Raw genomic sequence first — 17,520 nt, forward strand, 5'->3', positions numbered from 1 at the left:
CCCGGCCCCTGCTGACGCAGGGACCACCCTCCCCCGCGGAGGGGGGAGGGTTCGCGTGCGACCTACACCCCCACCCGCTCACCCCCCGGCTCCGGCAGGCCCAGCAGGCGCGCCAGGTCCGGGGCCGCGCCTCCCGCCAGCAGGTCCGCCAGGGTGTAGCCGTCAAGCACCGCCAGGAAGGCGGCGAGCGCCTCAGCCAGTGCGCGGCGCAGGCGGCAGGCCGGAGTGATGGCGCAGGCCCCCTCGCCGAAGCACTCGACCAGGGCCAGGTCCTCCTCGGTCTGCCGCACCACCGCGCCGACCACGATCTCGCCGGGGCTCAGCGCCAGGCGCAGGCCGCCGCCGCGGCCGCGGATGGTGCGTACCAGGCCGAGCCGGCCGAGCTGGTGCACCACCTTGGTCAGGTGGTTCTCGGAGATGCCGTAGGCCCGGGCGATCTCCGCGATGGAGCTCTGCCGCGGCTCGTTCGCCCCGAGATAGAGCAGCGTGCGCAGGGCGTAGTCGGTGTAGCGCGTCAGGCGCATGGGAGCCTCGCCCGTCTCATAACATGTAATTCCTATGCACCTTCTGATGCGCGCCGTATAAGGTTCATATCGAATGCACCTTTGAGCGCGCCATGCCGTCTCCGCTGAGCCCCGCCACCATCGCTCTCGTCAAGGCCACCGTGCCCGCCCTGGAGGTGTACGGCTCCGCCATCACCCGCCGGATGTACGAGCGCCTGTTCCAGGACCCGGCGATCCGTGACCTGTTCAACCAGTCGCATCACGGCGAGACCGGCTCGCAGCCGAAAGCCCTGGCGAATGCGGTTCTGGCCTATGCGCGCCACATCGACGATCTCGGCGCGCTCGCCGGCGCGGTCGAGCGCATCGCCCAGAAGCACGTCACCCTGGCGATCCTGCCGGCCCATTACACCTCCGTCGCCGAGGCGTTGCTCGGGGCGATCCGGGACGTGCTCGGCGACGCCGCGACCCCGGAGATCTGCGCCGCCTGGGGCGAGGCCTACTGGTTCCTGGCCGGCATCCTGATCGATCGGGAGGCGGCGATCTACCACGATCACGCCGCGCGACCCGGCGGCTGGACCGGTTGGCGCGACTTCCGCATCGAGAGCGTGACGGCCGAGAGCGAGACGATCCGCTCCTTCGTGCTGGTGCCGGTGGATGGCGGAAAGGTGCTGCGCCACGAGCCCGGCCAATATCTGGGCCTCCGCCTCGACCTGCCGGGCGACGGGGCACAGGATCCGGGTGTGCTCAAGCGCAACTACTCGATCTCCTGCGCGCCGAACGACCGCGCCTACCGCATCACCGTCAAGCGCGAGGCCGCGCCGGGCCGGCCCGCCGGCCTAGTCTCGTCCTGGCTGCACGACACGGCCCATCCCGGCACGGTGCTCGGCGTCGCGGCGCCCGCCGGCGACTTCGCGCTCGATCGCGCCTCGACCGCGCCGGTGGTGCTGGTGAGCGGCGGCGTCGGCCTCACCCCGATGATGAGCATGCTGGAGACGATCCACGCCGAGACGCCGGCGCGGCCGACCTGGTACGTCCACGGGGCGCTGAACGGCCGGGTCCACGCCATGGCCGGGCACGCCCGGCGGCTGGCCGCCGAATGCCCGGCGATCCGCCTGCACACGATCTACGAGGCGCCGGAAGCCGCCGACCGGCTCGGCGTCGATCACGACGCCGTCGGCCGCATCACGCCGGACTGGCTCGCCGCCCACACCCCGGCGGCGGAGGCGATCTACTACCTGTGCGGCCCGAAGCCCTTCCTCGCGAGCCTCGTCCACGGCCTCGCGCGCCTGGGCGTGCCGGCGGCGCGCATCCGCTACGAGTTCTTCGGGCCGGCGGACGAGCTGGTGGAGGAGGCGCGCCAAGCGGCGTGAGCGGACCGACGTGATACCCTCCACGTCATCCCGGGGCCGCGAGAGCGGAACCCGGGATCCATAACCGCCGACAATGCCGAACACGGCGACCGGTCTTCCGCTTCTTCTTGGAACGTTGGTGGTTCTGGATCCCGGGCTCCGCTGGCGCGGCCCCGGGATGACCCTGCGAGATTGAGGCCTCGGCGCGAGATCTGCGCCTCTCGGCGCGAGGGAGCCTCACGCCTGCGCCAGCACCCTGGCATTCTCCCGGATCGCCGCCTCGCTCACCGCGATCCCGAGTCCCGGGCCCTGGGGCACCACCACCGCGCCGGCCTCGACCGGCACCCGGGCCTCCAGCACGTCCTCGGTCAGGACGTGGTGGGGCATGTAGAACTCGCAGCCGAGCGAGATGCCGGGCGTCGCCGCGATGAGCTGGGTGCCGGCGGCGAGCGCGATGCCGCCCTCCCACAGGGTGCCGCCATAGCCCGGCAGGCCGGCGGTCTCGGCGATCGCCATCAGGCTTTGCGCCTTCAGCATGCCGCCACACTTCATCAGCTTCACCGAGACCGCGTCCGCCGCCCGGCGCCGGACCACCTCCAGGGCGTCGGCGGCATCGAAGCAGCTCTCGTCGGCGAGGATCGGGGTCTCGATAGCGGCCGTCAGCTCCGCCATCGCGTCGAGGTGGCGGCGTGCCACCGGCTGCTCGATGAAGGTCGGCCGGAAGGCCTCGACGTCGCGCAAGGTGCGCAGGGCCCCGAACGGCGCCAGCGCCTGGTTGTAGTCGACCCGCAGGTCGATGCCCTCGCCGAAGGCCGCCCGCATCGCTCCGAGATGGGCGAGGTCCTCGGCGTGGGATTTCACCCCGGTCTTCACCTTGAACAGGCGGTGGCCCTCCGCTGTCATGGCGTGCATGCGGGCGAGGTCGGCCTCGAAATCGGGATCGGCGATCGAGAACGACAGCGGGATCCGGTCCCGCACCCGGCCGCCGAGCAACTCGGCGACGGAGAGCCCGGCGGCGTGGCCGAGGATGTCGAACAGGGCCATCTCGACCGCCGCCTTGGCGTCGGTGTGGCCGGTGAGCGCCCGATCGAGGTCGGCGGACAGCGCCCGGACGTGACGCGCCGAGCGGCCGAGGATCAGCGGGCGCAGATAGGTGTCGAGGGCCGAGAAGGCGCCCTCGGCGGTGCCGGTGAACACCTCCCAGGGCGCGGCCTCGCCCCAGCCGACGATCCCCTCGCGCGTGGTGAGCGCCAGCAGCACCCGCTTGACCGTGCCCTTGACGTCGCCGACGCCCTGGCGGCGGGCCATCCTGATCGGGCTCTCGATCAGGACGACGCGCAGGTGCTCGATCACCAGCGGATCGGTGAGGGGCATGCGGCTCACGTGAGCCCTCCGTCGACGTGGATGACCTGGCCGGTGACGTAGGACGCCGCCGGGGAGGCGAGGAACGCGATGACCGCCGCGATCTCCGCCGGATCGGCCCGCCGTCCGAGGGGGATGGCCGATTCGAGGGTCGCGATCGCCTCCGCCGACAAGGACCCGGCGCGGCCCGGATCCTTGCGGGTCAGGCCCGGCGCCACGGCGTTGACGGCGATGCCGCCGGGTGCCAGCTCGCGGGCGAGGCTCCGCACCAGGGCCTCCAGGGCGGCGCGGCCGGCGGAGGAGGCGGAGAACAGGCCGAGATCGGTCCGGTAGAGGTGGGCGACGTAGGACGACACCGCGACGATCCGCGGGGCTTGGGCACCCCGCAGCAGCGGCGCGGCCGCCTGCGCGAGCCGCAGGAACGACTCGGCCGAGAGGGCGAGCGCGCCGGCGAGGCTGCCGGGGTCGAGGGCGAGCGCGCCGCCGCGCTGCGCCTTGCCGGCGGCGGCCACCACGGCGTCGAGGCGCCCGAAGGTCTCAGCCGCGAGCGCCACGCCGCATGGCCCGGTCTCCGGGTCGGCGAGGTCGCCGAGCCAGGTCGCGACCGCGGCGCCCCGGGCCCGAACCGCTTCGGCCACCGCGTCGAGGCCCGCCGCGTTGCGGCCGCTATGCAGCACCAGGCCGTCGCCGGGGGCTGCCAGCGCCAGGGCCGTGGCGCGGCCGATGCCGCTGCCGGCACCCGTGACCAGGGTGACCCTCACGAGGGCACCGCCTCGCCGCGGCGATGGAAATGGGCGAGGAAGGCCCGGGTGTCGGGGTGCTGCGGCGCGTCGATCAGGGTGCGGGCCGGTCCCTCCTCGACCACGACGCCGTCGCGCAGGAAGACCACCCGGTCGGCGACCTCGCGGGCGAAGGCGATCTCGTGGGTGACGATCACCATCGTCATGCCGTCGGCGGCGAGCGCCCGCATCACGCCGAGCACTTCGCCGACGAGCTCGGGGTCGAGGGCCGAGGTCGCCTCGTCGAACAGCATCACCTCGGGCTCCATGGCGAGGGCCCGCGCGATGGCGACGCGCTGCTTCTGCCCGCCCGAGAGCCGGCTCGGATACTGCTCGGCCTTGTCGGCGAGGCCGACCTTGGCGAGCAGCGCGCGGGCCCGCGCCTCGGCCTGCGCCTTGGGCAGGCGCTGCACGGTGAGCGGCCCCTCCATGACGTTTTGCAGCGCCGTGAGGTGCGGAAACAGGTTGAAGTGCTGGAACACCATGCCGGTCCCGGCGCGGAACCGCGCCAGCGCCTTCGTCCCCGGCAGCTTGGTGCCGGGACCGAACCGGAACGCGTCGGCCCCGACCCGGACCTCGCCCGAATCCGGCACCACCAGGAGGTTGATGCAGCGGAGCAGGGTGGACTTGCCGGAGCCCGACGGCCCGATCAGCGCCACCACCCCGCCCACCGGCACGGCGAGCGACACGTCCTTGAGCACCGTGTTGGCGCCGAAGCTCTTGGCGAGATGCGTGATCGCGATCTTGGGAGTCTCTGCCATGTCGGCCCTCAATCGCTGGTGGCGAGGCGCCGCTCGCCCCGGCGCACGATCCAGGTGAGGGGATAGAGCGCCGCGAAGTACAGGACCGCCACGAGGGTGTAGATCTCCAGCGGCCGGTAGCTGTCATGGGCCGCGACCTGGCCCTGGTAGAGCAGGTCCGGCACCGCCAGCACCGAGACGAGGGACGTGTTCTTGAACTGGATGATCGACTGGTTCATCAGCGGCGGCACCATGCGCTTGAGCGCCTGGGGCAGGACGATCCGGCGCAGGCTCTGCGCCGGAGTCATGCCGAGGGCCGCCGCCGCCTCGCCCTGGCCGCGGTCGATCGACACGATGCCGCCGCGGATGATCTCGGCGTAGAACGAGCCGCCGTAGAGCGACAGCGCCAGCACCGAGGCGCCGACCGCCGAGATCTCGATGCCTGAGAGGATCGGCAGGGCGTAGTAGAACCACACCAGCTGCACCAGGAGCGGGGTGCAGCGGAACACCTCGATATAGGCGTTGCTGAGCCAGCGCAGGGGCGCGATGGGCGAGAGCTTGGCGAGACCGGCGCCCAAGCCGACCAGGAGGCCGATCACCACGATCGCGACCGTGAAGGCCGCGGTGACGCCGAGCCCCTGGACGAACAGCCAGCGGTAGGTCCAGAGCGAGCCGAAATCCCAAGTGTACATGTCCAGACCCAGAGCATTTTCCGACGAAGTGGATGCCGGTTCATCGAAGAAAATGCGACAAAACAAAGACTTAGAGCGCTTCTCGATCGCAGCGCGATCGAGAAGCGCTCTAACCCTGCCGGGCCGCCCCGCGCCGGCTCACAGCGAGACGCCGGCCGGCATGTCGGCCTCGGTCACGCCCACCAGCTCCATGTTCGACACGATGGTCTGGCGGATGAAGCCGAGGCCCTTGTTGTAGTCGATCCAGGTGTTGACGAAGTCGCGCAGGGTCTTGTCGCGCTCGCGCCGGAAGCCGGCATTCGAGGTGGTGGCGAAGACCGGGTTCGGCACCACCAGCTGCCCGAGGCCTGAGTTCTTCTTCAGCACGGTCATCGCCAGCATCAGGATCAGGCATTGCGCGTCGACCCGGCCGGTCGAGAGCGCCAGCGTCGCCTCGTCGGCGGACTTGAAGCGCACGACCTGCGCCTTCGGGCAGAGCCGGGTCACGACGGCGTCGTGCGAGGAGCCGACATCGACCGCGAGCTTCACGTCCGGGCTGTTCAGCTCGGCCCAGGTCTTGGGCGAAAAACCCTTCTTGGCGATGACGGTAAAGGCGTTGCTGAACACCGGCACGGAGAAATCGACCACCAGCGCCCGCTTCGGGGTCGGGTTGAGGCCGAAGAACAGGTCGATCTTGTTGGCCTGAAGATCGAGCACCGCGTTGCCCCAGGTGGTCTCGGAGAGCTCCAGCTCCGCCTCGAGCTCGGTCGCCAGGGCCTTCGCCATGTCGACGTAGAAGCCGCGCCACTGACCGGTCGCAATGTCCTTCTGGTAGTACGGCGCCCCGCCGGCCACCGCCGCGGTGCGCAGCTTCTTCGTTCGGCGGATCCGGTCGAAGGCGCTCTCGGCGGCGTCCTGCGCCTGGGCCGGGGTGACGAGCGCGGAGGCGACCGCCCCCGCCGCCACGGAGCCGGCCCCAACCAGGCCTGCCAGCGATCTGCGTGACAGCATCACGACACTTCCTTCTCTCGACGCGCGATCCTTACAGTCGCGCTTAGCACGTGGCGGGCCAGAGGCCAGCGGCTCGTGTGGGTTAATTCATGGGGACGGCCGCGCAAGGCCTAACGAGGGGAGGCGACCATGACGGAGCGCAACGCCGTCGACGCGGCGATCACCAGCCGGCGCAGCGTCCGGGGTTTTCGGCCCGATCCGGTGCCGGAGGCGACGATCCGCGACCTGATCGCGCTCGCCGGACGGGCGCCGAGCGGCAGCAACATCCAGCCCTGGAAGGCCCACGTCGTCACGGGCGCGGCCCTGCGACGCCTCACCGACGCCCTCACGGCGGCGCACGAGAGCGACGCGCCGGAGGCCCGCGAGTACGAGTATTATCCGGTGACCTGGCGCGAGCCGTATCTCGGCAGGCGCCGGGCGCTCGGCTGGCAGCTCTACGGGCTCGCTGGCATCGCCAAGGGCGACAAGGCGGGCGCCAAGCGCCAGATGGGGCGCAACTTCACGTTCTTCGGCGCGCCCGTCGGCCTCGTCTTCACCATCGACCGCGACATGGAGCAGGGCAGCTGGCTCGATTACGGCATGTTCCTCCAGACCCTGATGCTCGCCGCCCGCGGCCGCGGCCTCGACACCTGCCCGCAGGCGGCGATCGCGAGCTACCCGGCGGTGGTGCGGGCCGAGCTCGGGGTGCCGGAGAGCGAGATGGTGGTGTGCGGGATGGCGCTTGGGCACGCCGACCCGGAGGAGCCGGTGAATGCGTTGCGGGCGGAGCGGGAGCCGGTGGAGGTGTATACGGTGTTACACGATGAGTGAGGTTCATTGTGGGAGATTTACGCTCAGTTTCGATGATAGATGAGGGGCTGCTTGATTGGCCTCTACCGACTTATTACCCTCCACGTCATTCCGGGCCGCGCAGCGGAGCCCGGAGTGCCGAAGGCACGCCCAGACACTCAGGTCGTTCAAAAAGAAGCGGAGAGCATTCCGACTGATCCTGCATCATCCGCGGTTCTGGATCCCGGGCTCCGCTACGCGGCCCCGGAATGCCCCCGAGGCTGTCAGGACCTTCGAGCAAATCAAACAGACCCCGAGTGAGTGGTTGCGTCGGCCGAGTACATCCAAGCTCTCTTCGCCATCCCCGGCCCACGCCGGTCGCTCGCTTCGGGCACGACCGAAGCATCCCGACGACTTGATCTGCCATAACGGCAGCGTCAGATTAACTCTCGGGAATGCGCCGATCGTGCCGAACTCCCCACATCGCGGGCCGGGCTTCTATGGCTGGTACATCGTCGCGGCGGCCTTCGTCGTCGCCGTCTTCGGCTGGGGCTTCGGGTTCTACGGCCCGCCGGTCTATCTCGAGGCGGTCCGGCAGGCGCGGGGATGGCCGATCGCCCTCGTGTCCGGCGCCGTGACCGTCCATTTCCTGACGGGCACCGGAATCATCGCTGGCCTGCCCCTCCTGCACCGTCGCTTCGGCCTGCCCGCCGTCACGTTCGCCGGCGCCGTCCTGCTGGCGGTCGGCGTGCTCGGCTGGGCCCTCGCGCGGACGCCGTGGCAGCTCTACCTCGCCGCCGTTTTGAGCGGGGCCGCCTGGCCGACGATGGGGGCGGCCGCCGTCAACGCGATCGTCGCCCCCTGGTTCGTCGCGAAGCGTCCGGCGGCGCTGAGCATGGCCTATAATGGTGCGAGCATCGGCGGGGTCGTCTTCTCCCCGCTCTGGGTGGCCCTGATCGGCCGCATCGGTTTCCCCATGGCCGCCCTCGTGGTCGGGACCGGCATGATCGCGGTGCTCGGCGCGCTGGCGTGGCTCGTCCTGCCCCGGACCCCGGCGAGCATGGGGCAGGTGCCGGACGGAGAGGATGCCGGCGGTCCCGGCCAGGCGCCGAAGGCGGCCGCGGCGCTCCCCGCGGCGCCGCTCGCCCGCGATCGGGCCTTCGTGACGCTAAGTGCCGGCATGGCCCTGGCGCTGTTCGCGCAGATCGGCCTCATCGCGCAGCTGATCTCCCTGCTCGCCCCCACGCTCGGCCCGGACGGGGCGGGACTGGCGGCCGGGCTGGCGACCGCGGCGGCGATCGTCGGGCGCATCGCGGTCGGATGGGCGATGCCGGCCGGCACGGATCGCCGCCGCGTGGCCGTGCTCAGCCTCCTGATCCAGGCCGTCGGGTGCGGGGTCCTGATGCTGGCGGAGGCGACGGCGCCCTTCCTGCTGCTCGGCGCGATCCTCGTCGGCCTCGGCATCGGCAACGCCACGTCGCTGCCGCCGCTCATCGCCCAGGTCGAGTTCGCCCCGGCCGAGGCGCCGCGGGTCGTCGCGCTCATCGTGGCGATCTCGCAAGGCGCCTACGCCTTCGCGCCGGCGGCGTTCGGGCTGATGCGCCAGGCGGGGTCCGACCGGGCGGTCTTCGTGGTCGCGATCGTCATCCAGGTCGCCGCGGCCGGCGCGTATCTGGCGGGGATCCGGGCCCATACGCGACGCGGCGGGACACCCGGGCCGTCTTCCGCGACCCCGCCCTCCGCGATGCGGAGCCTCTGACACCGATGCTGGCGCGCCGCGCCGCTTTCGTCCTCTTCGGCACCGTGGTCCTGGCCTGGGGCTGCAACTGGCCGGTGACCAAGATCCTCGTCGCCACAATTCCCCCGCTGTGGATCACCGCCCTGCGGTGCTGGATCGCCTTCGCCGCCCTCGTGGCGATCCTCGGGGCGACCGGCCGGCTGAACCTGCCGCCGCGGGGCGACGCTCCGGTGATCCTGGGCGTGGCCCTGCTGCACATGGTGGGGTTCTCCACGCTCACGGCGGCGGGGCTCGCGTACCTCCCGGCGGGCAAGGCGATCGTGCTCGGCTACACGACGCCGCTCTGGGTGGCACTCGCCGCCCCCGTCATCCTCGGGGAGAGGCTGGCGCGCGGGAGCGCGATCGGCGTCGCGACCGGGCTCGCGGGTCTCGCGGTCCTGCTGAACCCCTTCGCCTTCGACTGGACCGCCCGGGACACGATCATCGGCTGCGCCCTCGTGCTGGCCGCCTCGCTGTGCTGGGCCGCCAACATCCTGGTCGGACGGGCGCACCGGTGGATCGCGCCGCCCTTGCAGCTGCTGCCCTGGCAGACCGCGCTCGCCGGCACGGTGCTGACGCTCGCCGCGCTGCTGCGCGAGGGACCGCCGCACGTCGCCTGGACGGGCGAGACGATCGGCCTTCTGGCGTTCAGCGGCCTCGTCGGCACCGGGCTGGCCTACTGGGCGATGTCGATGGTCACGCGGTCGTTGCCGGCGCTCGCGACGGCTTTGGGCGTGACGGCGACCCCGATCGTCGGGATCGCCATCGCGACCGCAATGCTCGGCGAGCCTCTGGACGGGACGCTCGCGGTGTCGGCGGCGCTGGTCGTGGGCGGCATCGTCGCCAGCACCGTCGCGGCGTCGCGCTGAAACCAATCGGTTCGCCGCACCGCCACCCGGACCACCGGCTCGAACCGCCCTGCACCGTCGCCGCGGCGATCCGCACGGCGCAGCGGCCGTCGGCCCGGTCCGGGTCGAGGCCTTCCGTCGCCGAGCGGATTCCCAGGGTCTCAGGGCGGGCCCGCACGGCGATTCTGCTCACCCGCGTGCTGTCGGGATGTCCGTGTCGGCCCGCCCCTCCACGTAGCGCGATAGGTCCGGCTCCTCCCGCGATCCCCCGAACAGCCGCCCCGCGACGCCGCGCAGGGCCGGTTTGCTCGCCGCGCGCAAAGCCGCATGCAGCACGCGGATGCCGGCCCGCGTGCGCGGATGCATCAGCCGGGGCGCGATCTTCGGCACGCCCTGCGCCTGCCCGACCATCGGACGCATCGCCCGTTCGTAGGCCGCGAGCGCCCCCGGCACGTCGCCGCCGCGGGCGAGTTCCCCGGCGAGCACCCGCGCCCCGGTGATCGCCAGCGTGGCGCCGATGCCGGCGAGCGGGGTCGCGCACCAGGCGGCGTCGCCGGTGAGCGCGATGCGGCCGCGCGACCAGCGCGGCATCCGCACCTGGCGCAGCACGTCGAAGTAGAAGTCGTCGGTGTCGTCGAGGGCCGCGAGCACCCGCGGCGCCTCCCAGCCGGCATCCCGGAAGCGCTCGCGCAGGAAGGCCTTCTGGCGGGCGGCGTCCCAGCCCTGCGCCTCCGGCAGGGGCCCGTGGACCGAGAGCATCGCCCGGGTGGTCCCGTAGGGGTCGGGGCGCAGCGAGAGGCTGCGGCCGCCGGGCGCGTTGTACCAGCGCCAGAGCCGGTCGTCGGCGGGCGTGCGAGGGATCGTCAAGTAGGCGATCGTCAGGTCCATCCAGCGCGGGTCGTTCTCGCCCGGAAACACCCGCTCGCGGGTCGCGGAGCCGACGCCCTCGGCGACGATCACGGCGTCGTAGCGCGCGGTGCCGCCGCCCGCGAAGGCGACGGTCCCGTCCTCCTCGACCCGCGCGATACCGTCGTCGAAGCGGTAGGCGGCGTGGCCGGTGCTCGCCTCGTAGAGGAGGCGCGCGAGGTCGCCGCGCAGGATCTCCATCTCGGCGGTCGGGCCCTCGCCCTCGGTCTCCCCGGCCATGAAGCGCGCCCGGACCCGGCCCGTGCCGTCCACCCAGGCGGTGCCTTCCTCGCCGGTGCCGCGGGCGAGCGCCGCCCGCTCCAGCCCCATCTCGCGCAGGATCGTGCGGCCGATCCCGCGCACGTCGACGTTCTGGCCGCCATCGCGAAAAGCGGGCGCGCGTTCGACCACCGTGACGTCGAAGCCGGCGCGACCGAGCCACCAGGCGGCGGTGGTGCCAGCGATGCTGGCACCGGTGATCAGGATCCGGCGGGCCATGGGTTTGTCGCTACTCCACCCGCACGGGAGGCTCGAACCGCCCCTTCACCTTCCCCGGCACGGAAAACGTCCGCCCGGCGAAGCGGTCGTCGGTCCGGTCCGGATCGAGCCCTTCCGTCGCCGAGGTGACCACGAGGGTGTCGGCGTCCGCGCCGATGAAGGCCGGGCAGGTCACCTGGCGGGCCGGCATCGCGATGCTGCGCACCCGGGTGCCGTCGGGGGCATAGGCGTCGAGGCTGGCGCCGCCCCAGCGCGCGTTCCAGAGCAGGCCCTCCGCGTCGATCACCGCTCCGTCCGGCGCGCCCTCGGAGGCCGGGACCTGCACGAAGACCCGGCGCTCGCCGACCGGCAGGCCGGTCGCCGGATCGGTGGCGATGCGCCAGATCGTGCCGGCCTCCGAATCGGCGAAGGTCGCGGAGGTGCCGTCACCTGAGAACGCGATGGCGTTCGGGATGGTGAGGCCGGTGAACAGGGTCCGGATCTCGCCGCGGAAGAACCAGTAGATCGCGCCGAGCCCCTTCTCGGCTTGCTTGCCCATCGTGCCGAGCCAGAGCGCGCCGCTCGGGTGGACCCGGCCGTCGTTGGAGCGGGTCTCGGGCCGGTCGGCCTCGAGCGGCGTCAGCAGCCGCAGGCGGCCGGTGGCGATGTCGCGGAGATACAGGCCGTCCTCGGCGCCCAGCAGCTGGGTGTGGTCGTCGACCCGCGCCACCATCGAGGCCATCACCGGCAGGTCGTGCAGAACCGTGCTGCCGCCCGAAAACGGTCGCTCGGCGAGATGCTTGCCGAGGATGTCGAGCCAGTACAGCCGGCCGAGGCCGGGATGCGCCGCCGGTCCCTCGCCGAGGATGCAGGCGCGGTCGCAGAAGAGGCCGGCCCAGCCGCTCATCGGGCGGTCTCCTTGGCGAAGCGGTACGCGATGATCTGGCGGTAGGTCTCGCCCGGGCGAAGCACCGCGCTCGGGAAGTCCGGGTGGTTCGGTGCGTCGGGATAGGCCTCGGGCTCCAGGCAGAGCGCGGTGCGGGCCGCGAAGCCGAGGTTCGCCTTGGGCAACTGCGTGCCGTCGTAGAACTGCACGGCCGGGGCGGTCGCCAGCACCGTCAGCGCCACGTCGCTGCCCGCCGCCGTGACCCGGGCGACGGGGCGGGGCTCGGAGACGGTTTCGCGCCCGAGCACGAAGGCGTGGTCGAAGTCTTGCGTCCCGATGCGGGTGGGCGCGCGCAGGTCGAAGCGGGTACCGGCGACCGGAGCGACCGCGCCGGTCGGGATCTGGGCATCGTCGACCGGCAGGTACGATTCCGCCGGGATCTCGATCACGTGGTCGTCGATCGTCGGGGCCGGGCCGCCATCGGGCGGCAGCAGCAGGTTGAAGTAGCTGTGGTTCGTCAGGTTGACGAGGGTGGCGGCATCCGTCGTCGCGGTCAGCGTGGTGCGCAGGGTGCCGGGGCCGGTGATGGCGTAGGTGCAGGTGGCGGTGAGCGCCCCCGGATAGCCCTCCTCGCCATCGGCCGCCCGGTAGGTCAGGGTCACCGCGCGCGCGCCGACCTCCGCGAACGTCCAGTTGCGGCGCGAGAAGCCCCGCGTCCCGCCGTGGAGGTGGGTGCGGCCGCCCTCGTTGCGGGGCAGCTCGTAGGCCGTGCCGTCGAGGGTGAAGCGCCCGCCGGCGATGCGGTTGGCGAAGCGCCCGACGATCGCGCCGAAATGCGGGGTCTTCGCCACGTAGTCGTGGGCGTCGTCGCGTCCGAGCACCATCGGGCGGCCCTGGAAGTCGAGCCGGCGGAGCGCCGCCCCGAGACTCAGGACCGCGACCGCGAGCCCCTCGCCCTCCAGGCGCACCTCCAGGATCGGGCTGCCGTCCGGCATCGTGCCGACGGGGACGGGATCGCTCATGTCGGGTTCCTCCGGGTGCAGGGCGGGCTCGCCTCAGGATAGGGCGCCCGGGGGGCTCTCTCCACCGCCGCGGCGCTGTTCTTCAGGCCGTCGCGCACCGCCGCCTCGGTCGCCGTCGCGGCGGCCGCGCCGTCGCCGGCCCGGATCGCCGCCGCGATCGCCGCGTGGGTGCGCCAGGCGACGTCGTGCGCCTGCGGATCGGTCGGGCGGCTCAGGTGGAACAGCACGTCGAGCGCCGCCTCCGTCACCGCGCCGACCGAGTGCATGAACCGGTTGCCGGAGGCCTCGGCCAGCGCGAGGTGGAAGGCGACGTCGGCCCGGGCGAAGGCCGGGTCGAGGCCCGGGGCCGCTCGCATCGCCGCGACGCAGGCGTCCAGCGTGTCGAGGTCGGCCGCATTCCGACGCGCGGCGGCGAGCGCCGCCGCCGCCGGCTCGATGGCGAGGCGGATCTCGGCGAGGTCGCTGAGGAAGCGCGGGTCGATGCCGGCCTCGATGGTCCAGGCGAGCACGTCGCGGTCGAACAGGTTCCAGGCCGCCCGCTCGCGCACCCGCGTGCCGACCCGGGTGCGGGTCTCGATCATGCCCTTGCCCGCGAGCGTCTTGATCGCCTCGCGCAGGACCGTGCGCGACACCCCGAAGCGCGCGAGCAGGACCGGCTCGCCCGGCAGCACGTCGCCTTGCGCGTAACGTCCGGCGACGATGCCGGTGCCGAGCGCCCGGGCGACCCGGGCGTGGCCCGGGGCATGCCGTGGCACGGTTTCGGCGCCGAGTTCATCCAAGGTTGCATCCTCCCGCGGTCTTTCGCCTCTTGCCCGCGCGTCAGGATTCCGCGATAAGGGCCGGGCCACTGGAATAGTCATATTAAATGATTTTCAGTGCGTCGAGCGATCCGACGGGCTTCGAGGGAGGAAGCGTTGGCGGCAATCTATCCGGACCTTGCGGGCAAGGTCGTGGTGGTGACGGGCGGCGGCTCCGGCATCGGGGCCGAGCTGGTCCGGCACTTCGCGCGGCAGCAGGCGCGGGTCGGCTTCCTGGACATCGCGGACGGGCCCTCGCGGGCGCTCGCCTCCGAGCTCGAGGGGCAAGGCCTCGCGGTCGCCTTCGAGCACGCCGACGTCACCGACATTCCGGCCCTGAAGGCCGCGATCGGCCGGGTGCGCGAGCGCTTCGGCCCGGTCGACGTGCTGATGAACAACGCGGCCCACGACGAGCGCCACCCCACCGAGGAGGTGACGGAGGCCTACTGGGACGGCCGCATCGCGGTGAACCTCAAGCACCAGTTCTTCGCCGCCCAAGCCGTCCTGCCCGACATGAAGGCGAAGGGCGCCGGCGCGATCGTGAATTTCGGCTCGGTCTCGTGGATGATCGGCCAGGGCGGCATGGCCGCCTACACCGCCTGCAAGTCGGGGGTGATCGGGCTGACGCGCTCGCTCGCCCGGGATTTCGGACCCTACGGCATCCGCGTCAACGCGCTGGCGCCGGGCTGGATCATGACCGAGCGCCAGCTCGCCCTCTGGGTGACGCCGGAATCCGAGGCCGAGATCAACGCCCGCCAGTGCCTCAAGCGCAAGCTGGTGCCGGCGGACGTCGCCCGCTTCGCGGTCTTCCTCGCCTCGGAGGAGGCCGGCGCCTGCACCAACCAGCATTACGTCGTCGACGGCGGCTGGGTGTAGCCTCTCCCGGCCGGCGGGTGCGCCGGCCCGCTCCATCGCGTCACGGTTCCCGATCAGCCCCGCGCGACCAAGACGCGGGAATTCCCGGAGGAAACATGAAGTCTCTCGCCGCCCTCATCGGCGGGGCCCTGGTGGCCGCCGCGCTGCTCGCTTCCCCGGCTCACGCCCAGCAGAAGGGTAAGGTCGGCGTCGCGATGCCGACGAAGTCGTCGGCGCGCTGGATCGCCGACGGCCAGGGCCTCGTCCAGGCGCTCAAGGCCAAGGGCTACACCCCCGACCTGCAATACGCCGAGGACGAGATCCCCAACCAGCTGTCGCAGATCGAGAACATGATCACCACCGGCGCCAAGGTGCTGGTGATCGCGGCGATCGACGGCACCACCCTGTCGGACGTGCTGCAGCAGGCGAGCGACCGCGGCATCAAGGTCATCGCCTACGACCGCCTGATCCGCGGCTCGAAGAACGTCGATTACTATGCGACCTTCGACAACTTCCAGGTCGGCGTGCTGCAAGGCAGCTACATCGTCGACAAGCTCGGCCTCAAGGACGGCAAGGGGCCGTTCAACATCGAGCTGTTCGGAGGCTCGCCCGACGACAACAACGCCTACTTCTTCTACGACGGGGCGATGTCGGCGCTGAAGCCCTACATCGATTCCGGCAAGCTGGTCGTGCAGAGCAAGCAGCTCGGGATGGACAAGGTCTCGACCCTGCGCTGGGACGGCGCGGCGGCCCAGGCGCGCATGGACAACCTGCTCTCCGCCTTCTACGGCAACAAGCGCGTCGACGCGGTGCTGTCGCCCTATGATGGCATCTCGATCGGCATCATCTCGTCGCTGAAGGGCGTCGGCTACGGCTCGTCCGACCAGCCGCTGCCGGTCATCACCGGGCAGGACGCCGAACTGCCCTCGATCAAGTCGATCGTGCGGGGTGAGCAGAGCATGACGGTGTTCAAGGACACCCGCGAGCTCGCCAAGGTCACGAGCGACATGGTCGACGCGATCTCGTCCGGCGGCCAGGTCGCGGTGAACGATACCAAGACCTACAACAACGGCGTCAAGGTGGTGCCGTCCTACCTGCTGAAGCCGGTCGCGGTCGACAGGGACAACTGGCAGAAGACGGTGGTCGACAGCGGCTACTACAAGGCCTCGCAGGTCAAGTGATGGCGGCGTCCCCGGCCTTCGCGGGGGTGCCGAGCGCATCCCCGATCCTGGAGATGCGCGGCATCACCAAGGCGTTCCCCGGCGTGAAGGCGCTCGACAACGTCACCCTCGCCGTCCGCGCCGGCGAGATCCACGCCGTCTGCGGCGAGAACGGGGCCGGGAAGTCGACCCTGATGAAGGTGCTGAGCGGGGTCTACCCCGCCGGCTCCTACGACGGCAGCATCCTGTTCGACGGCGAGGAACGGCGCTTCTCCGGCATCACCGACAGCGAGGCGCTCGGCATCATCATCATCCACCAGGAGCTCGCCCTGGTGCCGCTCCTGTCGATCGCGGAAAACATCTTCCTCGGCAACGAGGCGGCCTCGCGCTTCGGCGTGATCGACTGGCCCCACGTCATGGCGCGCACCCGGGACCTGCTCGCCCGGGTCGGCCTCGACGAGGCGCCCGAGACCCTGGTGACCGATCTCGGCGTCGGCAAGCAGCAGCTCGTCGAGATCGCCAAGGCCCTGTCGAAGCGGGTGCGGCTGCTCATCCTCGACGAGCCGACCGCCTCGCTCAACGAGAGCGACAGCGACGCGCTGCTCACCCTCCTGGAGGCGTTCCGGGAGCAGGGCATCACCTCGATCCTGATCTCGCACAAGCTCAACGAGGTCGCCCGGGTCGCCGACAGCGTCACGATCCTGCGCGACGGCGCCAGCGTCGAGACGCTGCCGCGGGACGCGATGCTCGGGCCCGACGGCCGCCTCAACGAGGACCGGATCATCAAGGGCATGGTCGGGCGCGACCTCGCCCACCGCTATCCCCCGCGGGAGGGCGTCGCGATCGGCGAGCCGCTCCTCGAGGTGAGGGGATGGAGCGTGCGCCACCCGCTCCACCCCGACCGGCTGGCGGTGGAGGAGGTGAGCCTCACCGTGCGCCGCGGCGAGGTCGTCGGCATGGCGGGCCTGCTCGGGGCCGGGCGGACCGAGTTCGCCATGAGCCTGTTCGGCGGCGCCTACGGTACGCGCGTCGCCGGCGAGGCGCGCTTGCGGGGCCAGCCCGCGGACCTCGGGAGCGTCGAGAAGGCGATCGCGGCCGGCCTCGCCTACGCCACCGAGGACCGCAAGGGCTACGGCCTCGTGCTCCACGAGGACATCCGCACCAACGTCTCGCTGGCGAACCTCCCCGGCGTCTCGGCGAAGGGCGTGATCGACGAGGACCGCGAGCGGGCGGTAGCCGAGCGCTACCGCGAGCGCCTGCGCATCCGCTCCTCGGGCATCGGCCAGGCCACGGTGAACCTGTCGGGCGGCAACCAGCAGAAGGTCGTGCTGAGCAAGTGGCTCTTCGCCGACCCGGACGTGCTGATCCTCGACGAGCCGACCCGCGGCATCGATGTCGGCGCCAAGTACGAGATCTACGCGATCATCAACGACCTCGCCGCCCAGGGGAAGGGCGTGCTGATCATCTCCTCGGAGATGCCCGAGCTGCTCGGGATGTGCGACCGCATCCTCGTCATGAACCGGGGTCGCATCGTCGGCGAACTTCCCGCGGCGGAGGCCTCGCAGGAGGCGATCATGCGGGCCATCGTCACCTCGGGAGGACATTGACG

Annotated in this window: 17 protein-coding genes; 7 read left to right on the forward strand and 10 right to left on the reverse strand. The window is 71.7% G+C overall.

Annotated elements, in window-relative coordinates; all coding sequences use genetic code 11:
- Positions 1–62: 62 nt before the first annotated feature.
- Entirely contained in the window at positions 63–524 is a 462-nt protein-coding gene (locus DK412_RS09140; protein ID WP_109971697.1) for an Rrf2 family transcriptional regulator, read from the reverse strand.
- Between the two features lie 92 nt (positions 525–616).
- Between DK412_RS09140 and hmpA the strand changes: the two genes are divergently transcribed.
- Positions 617–1,873 (forward strand): NO-inducible flavohemoprotein, encoded by a 1,257-nt coding sequence (gene hmpA / locus DK412_RS09145; RefSeq protein ID WP_109971698.1) that lies wholly within the window; start codon positions 617–619, stop codon positions 1,871–1,873.
- 216 nt (positions 1,874–2,089) lie between these two features.
- Here the strand turns inward: hmpA and DK412_RS09150 are convergent, their stop codons facing one another.
- The 5 genes from DK412_RS09150 to DK412_RS09170 form a co-directional block, all read right to left on the reverse strand.
- Complete coding sequence (locus DK412_RS09150; RefSeq protein ID WP_109975157.1) at positions 2,090–3,226, reverse strand: enolase C-terminal domain-like protein; 1,137 nt, start codon at positions 3,224–3,226, stop codon at positions 2,090–2,092.
- A 5-nt stretch (positions 3,227–3,231) separates the two neighbouring features.
- A complete protein-coding gene (locus DK412_RS09155) occupies positions 3,232–3,975 on the reverse strand; it encodes an SDR family oxidoreductase (protein WP_109971699.1) in 744 nt (247 codons plus the stop codon).
- Entirely contained in the window at positions 3,972–4,754 is a 783-nt protein-coding gene (locus DK412_RS09160; RefSeq protein ID WP_109971700.1) for an amino acid ABC transporter ATP-binding protein, read from the reverse strand. The genes DK412_RS09155 and DK412_RS09160 overlap by 4 nt, the downstream gene beginning before the upstream one ends.
- Positions 4,755–4,762: 8 nt before the next feature.
- Entirely contained in the window at positions 4,763–5,425 is a 663-nt protein-coding gene (locus DK412_RS09165) for an amino acid ABC transporter permease (protein WP_109971701.1), read from the reverse strand.
- A 138-nt stretch (positions 5,426–5,563) separates the two neighbouring features.
- Positions 5,564–6,415, reverse strand: a complete 852-nt coding sequence (locus tag DK412_RS09170; protein ID WP_109971702.1) for a transporter substrate-binding domain-containing protein — start codon at positions 6,413–6,415, stop codon at positions 5,564–5,566.
- A 129-nt stretch (positions 6,416–6,544) separates the two neighbouring features.
- Here DK412_RS09170 and DK412_RS09175 point away from each other — a divergent pair, with 129 nt between their 5' ends.
- From DK412_RS09175 to DK412_RS09185, 3 genes are all read left to right on the forward strand, one after another.
- Complete coding sequence (locus DK412_RS09175; protein WP_109971703.1) at positions 6,545–7,225, forward strand: nitroreductase; 681 nt, start codon at positions 6,545–6,547, stop codon at positions 7,223–7,225.
- A gap of 424 nt (positions 7,226–7,649) precedes the next feature.
- On the forward strand, positions 7,650–8,942 hold the full coding sequence (locus DK412_RS09180) for an MFS transporter (RefSeq protein ID WP_109971704.1): 1,293 nt from the start codon (positions 7,650–7,652) through the stop codon (positions 8,940–8,942).
- 5 nt (positions 8,943–8,947) lie between these two features.
- Complete coding sequence (locus DK412_RS09185; protein WP_109971705.1) at positions 8,948–9,829, forward strand: DMT family transporter; 882 nt, start codon at positions 8,948–8,950, stop codon at positions 9,827–9,829.
- A gap of 168 nt (positions 9,830–9,997) precedes the next feature.
- Here DK412_RS09185 and DK412_RS09190 read toward each other — a convergent pair whose 3' ends face one another.
- From DK412_RS09190 to DK412_RS09205, 4 genes are read right to left on the reverse strand one after another with little or no spacing between them, the layout of a single operon-like run.
- Positions 9,998–11,212 (reverse strand): FAD-dependent monooxygenase, encoded by a 1,215-nt coding sequence (locus tag DK412_RS09190; RefSeq protein ID WP_109971706.1) that lies wholly within the window; start codon positions 11,210–11,212, stop codon positions 9,998–10,000.
- 10 nt (positions 11,213–11,222) lie between these two features.
- The gene (locus DK412_RS09195; RefSeq protein ID WP_109971707.1) at positions 11,223–12,098 is read right to left on the reverse strand and encodes an SMP-30/gluconolactonase/LRE family protein; all 876 of its coding nucleotides are present in this window, start codon (positions 12,096–12,098) and stop codon (positions 11,223–11,225) included.
- Complete coding sequence (locus DK412_RS09200; RefSeq protein WP_109971708.1) at positions 12,095–13,099, reverse strand: aldose epimerase family protein; 1,005 nt, start codon at positions 13,097–13,099, stop codon at positions 12,095–12,097. The genes DK412_RS09195 and DK412_RS09200 overlap by 4 nt, the downstream gene beginning before the upstream one ends.
- A complete protein-coding gene (locus DK412_RS09205; protein WP_245447513.1) occupies positions 13,096–13,878 on the reverse strand; it encodes a FadR/GntR family transcriptional regulator in 783 nt (260 codons plus the stop codon). Before DK412_RS09205 ends, DK412_RS09200 begins: the two co-directional genes overlap by 4 nt.
- 135 nt (positions 13,879–14,013) lie before the next feature.
- On the opposite strand from DK412_RS09205, the gene DK412_RS09210 reads away from it, so the two are divergent.
- From DK412_RS09210 to mmsA, 3 genes are all read left to right on the forward strand, one after another.
- Complete coding sequence (locus DK412_RS09210; protein ID WP_109971710.1) at positions 14,014–14,772, forward strand: SDR family oxidoreductase; 759 nt, start codon at positions 14,014–14,016, stop codon at positions 14,770–14,772.
- A gap of 95 nt (positions 14,773–14,867) precedes the next feature.
- Entirely contained in the window at positions 14,868–15,932 is a 1,065-nt protein-coding gene (gene chvE, locus DK412_RS09215; protein ID WP_109971711.1) for a multiple monosaccharide ABC transporter substrate-binding protein, read from the forward strand.
- Positions 15,932–17,518, forward strand: a complete 1,587-nt coding sequence (mmsA, locus tag DK412_RS09220) for a multiple monosaccharide ABC transporter ATP-binding protein (RefSeq protein ID WP_109971712.1) — start codon at positions 15,932–15,934, stop codon at positions 17,516–17,518. The genes chvE and mmsA overlap by 1 nt, the downstream gene beginning before the upstream one ends.
- Positions 17,519–17,520: the final 2 nt, after the last annotated feature.

It is taken from the genome of Methylobacterium sp. 17Sr1-1 (genome assembly GCF_003173775.1).
Classification (GTDB): Bacteria; Pseudomonadota; Alphaproteobacteria; order Rhizobiales; family Beijerinckiaceae; genus Methylobacterium.

Bases quoted from the DNA above. Each gene is read 5' to 3' on its own strand.
- DK412_RS09140 (WP_109971697.1), bottom strand. From the start codon at position 524: ATGCGCCTGACGCGCTACACCGACTACGCCCTGCGCACGCTGCTCTAT.
- hmpA (WP_109971698.1), top strand. From the start codon at position 617: ATGCCGTCTCCGCTGAGCCCCGCCACCATCGCTCTCGTCAAGGCCACC.
- DK412_RS09150 (WP_109975157.1), bottom strand. From the start codon at position 3,226: ATGCCCCTCACCGATCCGCTGGTGATCGAGCACCTGCGCGTCGTCCTG.
- DK412_RS09160 (WP_109971700.1), bottom strand. From the start codon at position 4,754: ATGGCAGAGACTCCCAAGATCGCGATCACGCATCTCGCCAAGAGCTTC.
- DK412_RS09165 (WP_109971701.1), bottom strand. From the start codon at position 5,425: ATGTACACTTGGGATTTCGGCTCGCTCTGGACCTACCGCTGGCTGTTC.
- DK412_RS09170 (WP_109971702.1), bottom strand. From the start codon at position 6,415: ATGCTGTCACGCAGATCGCTGGCAGGCCTGGTTGGGGCCGGCTCCGTG.
- DK412_RS09175 (WP_109971703.1), top strand. From the start codon at position 6,545: ATGACGGAGCGCAACGCCGTCGACGCGGCGATCACCAGCCGGCGCAGC.
- DK412_RS09185 (WP_109971705.1), top strand. From the start codon at position 8,948: ATGCTGGCGCGCCGCGCCGCTTTCGTCCTCTTCGGCACCGTGGTCCTG.
- DK412_RS09190 (WP_109971706.1), bottom strand. From the start codon at position 11,212: ATGGCCCGCCGGATCCTGATCACCGGTGCCAGCATCGCTGGCACCACC.
- DK412_RS09195 (WP_109971707.1), bottom strand. From the start codon at position 12,098: ATGAGCGGCTGGGCCGGCCTCTTCTGCGACCGCGCCTGCATCCTCGGC.
- DK412_RS09200 (WP_109971708.1), bottom strand. From the start codon at position 13,099: ATGAGCGATCCCGTCCCCGTCGGCACGATGCCGGACGGCAGCCCGATC.
- chvE (WP_109971711.1), top strand. From the start codon at position 14,868: ATGAAGTCTCTCGCCGCCCTCATCGGCGGGGCCCTGGTGGCCGCCGCG.
- mmsA (WP_109971712.1), top strand. From the start codon at position 15,932: ATGGCGGCGTCCCCGGCCTTCGCGGGGGTGCCGAGCGCATCCCCGATC.